The following is a 6,014-nucleotide window of genomic DNA, read 5'->3' as shown; positions in this document are numbered from 1 at the left end:
GGGGTACTTCTTCGGTGCGGGCACCAGTGCCTTCCTTCCTGGTCCTCATCGAGAGAACCAGCCTTCAGACACTCCGGCAAAGCGGGGGAAGCTCAGGCCGACCGGGACCGGGTTCCCGGCCGTGGCGACGGCGTGCAGCAGACGCACCCGCACCGGCTCGGCGAGGCAGGCGAACCAGTGCGCGTAGGTGGTGGCGTCGTGCGCAGGGAGCTGTGCTGCCTGCGAGTCGGTGTGGAGCACGCTCATGAGCCCAGTATCGACGACGATCGATGGTTGCGTCCATCGATGTGGGTCGATACATTCGGCCGAGTTAATCGATACGCATCGATGGAGGCGGGATGGACGAGAGTGCGGGGCTGCCGGTCGTGGTGATCGGTGCCGGCCCGGTCGGGTTGGCTGCGGCGGCCGAGCTGGCCGAACGTGGCGTGGAGCCGCTCGTACTGGAGGCCGGGGCGAGCGCGGGAGCGTCGGTGCTGGAGTGGGGCCATGTCCGGCTGTTCTCACCGTGGGGCTGGCTGACCGACCCGGCCGCGGGGCGGCTGCTCGCCCCGACCGGTTGGGTGAGTCCGGATCCCGAGGCCTATCCGGTGCGGAGTGGGTCGCGGGCTACCTTGCGCCGTTGGCCGCTGCTCTGGGGGAGCGAGTGCGGACCGGGGCTCGTGTGGTGGGAGTGACCCGCCGCGGTCGGGACCGGGTGGTCGACGCCGGTCGCGACAGCGAACCGTTGATCGTGCGGACCGCGGACGGACAGCGGATCTCGGCTCGAGCGGTGATCGACGCGTCGGGTACCTGGACGAGCCCGAATCCGCTCGGCGGTGATGGTCTGCCCGCGGTCGGTGAGACGGAGGTCGCGCAGCGGGTGCGGGCCGCGATCCCGGACCTGACCGATGCCGCGCAGCGGGCACGCTACGGCGGTCGGCACGTCGTCGTCGCGGGGTCGGGGCACTCGGCGCTGACCGCGTTGGCCGGGCTGGCGGCGCTCGCCCGCCAGGAGCCGGGAACCCGGATCTCGTGGGTGCTGCGCCGGCCAGACTTCGGCCAGGTGTTCGGCGGTGGCGAGGGTGACCAGCTTCCCGCTCGCGGAGCGCTCGGGGTTCGGGCCTCCGAGGCTGTCGAAGCCGGGCTGGTGGATCCGGTGTTCGGGTTCCGCACCGAGCGGATCGAGCAGGTGGCCGACGGGACGGTGGTCCTGATCTCGGACGTCGGCCGCAAGCTGTCCGGCGTGGACGAGGTGCTCGTGCTGACCGGGTTCCGGCCCGAGCTGGGCTGGTTGTCGGAGGTGCGGACCGAGCTGGATCCGACGCTGCAGGCGCCGGTCCGGCTGGCGTCGCTGATCGACCCGAACGTGCATTCCTGCGGGACCGTGTACCCGCACGGTGCCGCCGAGCTGGTGCACCCCGAGCCGGGGTTCTACCTGGCGGGGATGAAGAGCTACGGGCGCGCGCCGACGTTCCTGGCCCGCACCGGCTACGAGCAGGTCCGATCGATCGCCGACGCCCTGATCGGTGACCACGAGGCTGCCGCGCGCGTGGAGCTGGTGCTCAACGAGACCGGCGTCTGTGGGGGAGCGGGACTGTTCGACGCCGACGAGTCGGACGCCGCGACGGCATCAGGCAGCGGTTGTTGCGGTCCCACCGTTCCTGATCCGGACCCGGCCGGGGCGGCCTCCTCGTCGTGACCTTCGACGAGACGCCGGCCGGCCCGCTCGCCGTCGCGGTGGGCGGGCCGGCAGAGGGTTGGCGTCCCGTGCCGGTGGCGGGTCCTCGTGGTCCTGTGCGTCACCGGGATCACCAGTTGGGGCGTGCTCTACTACGCCTTCCCCGTGCTGGCGCCGTCGATCGCGGCCGACACCGGATGGTCCGTCCCGTCGGTCACCGCGGCGTTCTCCGCCGGGCTGGTGGTCTGCGCGCTGGTCGGGATCCCGGTCGGGCGGGTGCTGGACCGTCACGGTCCCCGCTGGGTGATGACCGCGGGCGCGTTCATCGGCGTGCCGGCCACGCTCCTGATCGCCACGCCCGAATCGTTCCCGGCCTTCGTGGGCGTGGCTGCTGGCCGGGATCGCGCAGGCGGCGGCGTTCTGCCCGCCGGCGTTCGCGACCCTGACCCGGTGGTGGGGCTCCGACCGGGTTCGTGCGCTGACGGTGCTGACCCTGGTCGCGGGCCTGGCCAGCACAGCACCGGGTTCGCCCCGCTCGCCGCGGCGTTGCTGGAGCCGTTCGGATGGCGGGAGACCTACGTGGTGCTCGCCGGCGTCCTCAGGGTCGTCACGATCCCGGCGCACCTGTTCGGGCTGCGTGGCCCGTGGCCCGACCGGTCCCCGATCCCGTCCACGACGGCGCCGCTCCGGCGGTTGTCGACGACGATCCTGCCCGGATCCGGCATAGCAGGGCGTTCGGGCTGCTGGTCGTGGTGATCACTCTCGGCGGAGTCATCAGCTTCGCCGTCACGGTCAATCAGGTACCGCTGCTGCTCGACCGCGGGATGTCGACCGATCTGGCCGCGTGGGCCCTGGGGCTTGGCGGACTCAGACAGGTTCTCGGCAGGCTCGGCTACGGCCCGCTCGTCCGGCGCAGCACCGTCCGCGGTCGTGGCCTCGCCGTGACGGCCGCGCTCGGCGCGACCACGATCCTGCTCGCCGCACTGCCGGGGCCGGTGTGGGCACTGATCGCTGCAGCGATGCTCGCCGGCGCCGCCCGTGGAATCTTCACTCTCCTGCGGGCCACGGCGTTGTCGGACCGCTGGCACCCGCGCGTCTACGGCCGCCTCAACGAGATCCTGCCCGCACCGGTCATGGTCGCCGTGGCGATCTCCCCCTGGGTCGGGAGCGCGCTCGCGGGTCCGCTGGGTGGCTATCCGCAAGTGTTCGTCGTACTCGCCGGAGCCGCGGTGGTCGCCGCCGCTCTGGCAGGTGGAACCCTGCCGCGTCGAGCGGGCTGACAGCGGTGACCCGGCCCGCTGCGATCTGTTCACTTGACCGATCGCTTCGATGCTGATCAAAATAGACGAGTGTCGAACCAAGAGCCGATCTGTCGCTCGGTGCTCGTGGAGCGCCCCCTCGACGAGCCGGAGTCGACCGAGCTGGCGCGGGTGTTCAAGGCGCTCGGGGAGCCGGTGCGCCTGCGGCTGCTGTCGCTGATCGCATCCCACTCGGGGGGCGAGGCGTGTGTGTGCGACCTGTCCGGCGTGTTCGAGGTGTCGGGCCCGACGATCTCGCACCACCTCAAGGTGCTGCGCGAGGCGGGTCTGATCACCGGGGAGCGGCGGGGGACCTGGATCTACTACCGCACGGTCCCGGCCGCCCTCGGTCGTCTCGCGGGTCTGCTCACTCCCGCCGCCGACACCGACACGGCTCCTGCGGCCACCGCACCTGCGAACTGACGTACGAGGACTGACGTGACCACCCAGAACCCCACCGACGACGGCGTCGCGGTCGTCGCCCGCCTGTCGACCCTCGACCGCTTCCTACCAGTCTGGATCATCGCGGCGATGGCGGCCGGTCTGCTGCTCGGCCGCCTGGTCCCCGGACTCGCCCCGGCGCTGGACGCCCTTGCTGTCGACGGCGTCTCGTTGCCGATCGCGCTCGGCCTGCTGATCATGATGTACCCGGTGCTGGCGAAGGTCCGCTACGACCGCCTCGACACCGTCACCGGCGACCGCAGGCTGTTGCTGACCTCGCTACTGCTGAACTGGGTCCTCGGCCCAGCGCTGATGTTCGCACTGGCCTGGCTGATGCTGCCCGACCTGCCCGAGTACCGGACAGGTCTGATCATCGTCGGGATCGCCCGGTGCATCGCCATGGTGATCATCTGGAACGACCTCGCCTGCGGGGACCGCGAAGCCGCCGCAGTGCTGGTCGCGCTGAACTCGGTGTTCCAGGTCGTCATGTTCGGCGTGCTGGGCTGGTTCTACCTCTCGGTCCTGCCTGGATGGCTCGGCCTGCCGGTGACCGACCTCGACGTCTCCACGTGGGAGATCGTCAAGTCCGTGCTGATCTTCCTCGGCATCCCGCTGCTCGCCGGCTACCTCACCCGCAAGCTGGGAGAGCGGGCCAAGGGGCGCGAGTGGTACGAGGAGAAGTTCCTCCCGCGGATCGGGCCGTTCGCGCTCTACGGGCTGCTGTTCACGATCGTGCTGCTGTTCGCCCTGCAGGGTGAGGCCATCACCTCGCAGCCGCTCGACGTCGCCCGTATCGCGCTGCCGCTGCTCGTCTACTTCGCCTTGATGTGGGCCGGTTCCTACGCGCTCGGCAGGGCGGTCGGGATGGGCTACGAGCGCACCACCACCCTCGCCTTCACCGCCGCGGGGAACAACTTCGAGCTCGCCATCGCCGTCGCCATCGGCGCCTTCGGCGTGACCTCCGGCCAAGCGCTCGCCGGCGTCGTCGGGCCGCTGATCGAGGTGCCGGTGCTGGTCGGGCTGGTCTATGTCTCCCTGTGGCTCCGCCGCCGCCTGTTCCCCGCACAGCCCGATGTCGTGTCTCGCACCTGATCCACCACGCCCACACCACGATCGCCCTTCGAGGAAGAAGGCCCGCCATGACCAGCCCGTGGCACCGCGCCACCCTCTCGATCGATCAGCAGCTCGCCCTGACCACCGCGGCCTCGAACCTGGCCAGGGAGTTCGATGAGACGTTCGGCAAGGAGACCATCGAGCGGTTCCTGCACTCGTCCTACGACGAGTTCGCCGGCCGCGCGGTCGTGCTGAACTTCCTGCCGCTGCTGGCCGAGCGTTTCGCACGCCAGCGGCTGCGAGCCCTGGCCCGGGTCGAGGGCCGTAGCAACGACGGTCGACCGGTCGCGCTGTTCCTCTGCACCCACAACGCCGGCCGGTCACAGATGGCCCTCGGCTACTTCGCACACCTGGCCGGGGACCGGGCCGTTGGCTGGTCGGGCGGCTCGTCCCCCGCACGCACCGTCAACCCGGCCGCCGTGGCGGCCATGGCCGAGGTCGGCATCGACATCAGCTCCGAGTTCCCGAAACCGTGGACCGACGAGATCGTCCGCGCCGCCGACGCGGTGATCACGATGGGATGTGGCGACGCCTGCCCCATCTTCCCCGGCCGCCGCTACGAGGACTGGGACATCGCCGACCCGGACGGTCTCGACCTCGACGCCGTCCGTTCAATCCGGGACGCCATCGAGCAGCGGGTCCGCCAACTCGTCGACGAGCTGCTGTCCGCCCCGGTCTGACATCGATCCCACCCCGGACCACCGATCCCAGGAGAGCACCCTGATGGTCGACGCCATCCCCGAAGTCCTGTTCGTCTGCGTCCACAACGCCGGCCGGTCCCAGATGGCCGCCGCCCTGCTGGACCACCACGCCGCCGGGACGGTCCGTGTCCGCTCGGCCGGCTCCGCACCGGCCGAGACCATCAACCCCGCAGTACGCGAGGTCATGGCCGAAAGCGGTATCGACCTCAGTGCCGAGATCCCGAAGCGCCTGAGCACCGACGCCGTCGAGGCCGCCGACGTCGTTATCACCATGGGCTGCGGCGACGCGTGCCCGGTGTTCCCGGGCAAGCGCTACCTCGACTGGCAGCTCGACGATCCCGCCGGCAAGACCATCGATGAGGTACGGCCGATCCGCGACGACATCGACGCCCGTGTCCGCGCACTGCTGGGAGAGCTGACCGCTATCGATGTGGAAACGAGACCGTCGTGACCGCTACGCCGTCGGTCCTGTTCGTCTGCGTTCGCAACGGCGGCAAGTCGCAGATGGCTGCCGGTCTCATGCGGGCCGCTGCACGGAGTCGGGTCGAGGTTCACTCGGCCGGCACCAGCCCGGGCGCAACCGTCAACGCCCTGTCCGCGCAGGTGCTGAATGAGTCAGGTGCGGACATCACCGGCGAGATTCACAGGCCGATCGACCCTGAGCTGCTCCAGCGCGTCGACCTCGTGGTCACCTGAGGCGCACCGGGTTCAGTGGAGGCGAGGTTCTCCCGCGACGTGGTCGTCTCGGGCTGGTTGGTGAGCGTAGTAGTTGTGTTCGTACTCGACCGGCGGCACGTTGCCGAT

Annotated in this window: 8 protein-coding genes and 1 pseudogene; 8 read left to right on the top strand and 1 reads right to left on the bottom strand. The window is 70.5% G+C overall.

Annotated elements, in window-relative coordinates:
• Positions 1–45: 45 nt before the first annotated feature.
• Positions 46–246, bottom strand: coding sequence for a hypothetical protein (locus ACVJO7_RS33715; protein WP_491676327.1), 201 nt, complete (start codon positions 244–246; stop codon positions 46–48).
• Between the two features lie 92 nt (positions 247–338).
• Between ACVJO7_RS33715 and ACVJO7_RS33710 the strand changes: the two are divergent.
• The 8 genes and pseudogenes from ACVJO7_RS33710 (at position 339) to ACVJO7_RS33675 (ending at position 5,906) form a co-directional block, all read left to right on the top strand.
• Positions 339–1,678, top strand: a pseudogene (locus ACVJO7_RS33710) (FAD-dependent oxidoreductase).
• An 87-nt stretch (positions 1,679–1,765) separates the two neighbouring features.
• Complete coding sequence (locus ACVJO7_RS33705; RefSeq protein WP_491676326.1) at positions 1,766–2,413, top strand: MFS transporter; 648 nt, start codon at positions 1,766–1,768, stop codon at positions 2,411–2,413.
• The gene (locus ACVJO7_RS33700) at positions 2,407–2,937 is read left to right on the top strand and encodes an MFS transporter (protein ID WP_491676325.1); all 531 of its coding nucleotides are present in this window, start codon (positions 2,407–2,409) and stop codon (positions 2,935–2,937) included. Before ACVJO7_RS33705 ends, ACVJO7_RS33700 begins: the two co-directional genes overlap by 7 nt.
• 69 nt (positions 2,938–3,006) lie before the next feature.
• The gene (locus ACVJO7_RS33695; protein WP_491676328.1) at positions 3,007–3,378 is read left to right on the top strand and encodes an ArsR/SmtB family transcription factor; all 372 of its coding nucleotides are present in this window, start codon (positions 3,007–3,009) and stop codon (positions 3,376–3,378) included.
• Between the two features lie 15 nt (positions 3,379–3,393).
• Positions 3,394–4,488: an ACR3 family arsenite efflux transporter gene (gene arsB / locus ACVJO7_RS33690; RefSeq protein ID WP_491676324.1), complete on the top strand. Its 1,095-nt coding sequence runs from the start codon at positions 3,394–3,396 to the stop codon at positions 4,486–4,488.
• Positions 4,489–4,535: 47 nt separating this feature from the next.
• Complete coding sequence (locus tag ACVJO7_RS33685) at positions 4,536–5,189, top strand: arsenate reductase ArsC (RefSeq protein ID WP_491676323.1); 654 nt, start codon at positions 4,536–4,538, stop codon at positions 5,187–5,189.
• Positions 5,190–5,232: 43 nt separating this feature from the next.
• Entirely contained in the window at positions 5,233–5,661 is a 429-nt protein-coding gene (locus ACVJO7_RS33680) for an arsenate reductase ArsC (protein ID WP_491676322.1), read from the top strand.
• A complete protein-coding gene (locus ACVJO7_RS33675; protein ID WP_491676321.1) occupies positions 5,658–5,906 on the top strand; it encodes an arsenate-mycothiol transferase ArsC in 249 nt (82 codons plus the stop codon). Before ACVJO7_RS33680 ends, ACVJO7_RS33675 begins: the two co-directional genes overlap by 4 nt.
• Positions 5,907–6,014 lie beyond the last annotated feature (108 nt).

It is taken from the genome of Pseudonocardia sp. DxW, from assembly GCF_058448985.1.
This window is presented reverse-complemented; position numbering and strand designations above follow the sequence as displayed.

Bases quoted from the DNA above. Each gene is read 5' to 3' on its own strand.
- ACVJO7_RS33685 (WP_491676323.1), top strand. From the start codon at position 4,536: ATGACCAGCCCGTGGCACCGCGCCACCCTCTCGATCGATCAGCAGCTC.
- ACVJO7_RS33715 (WP_491676327.1), bottom strand. From the start codon at position 246: ATGAGCGTGCTCCACACCGACTCGCAGGCAGCACAGCTCCCTGCGCAC.
- ACVJO7_RS33680 (WP_491676322.1), top strand. From the start codon at position 5,233: ATGGTCGACGCCATCCCCGAAGTCCTGTTCGTCTGCGTCCACAACGCC.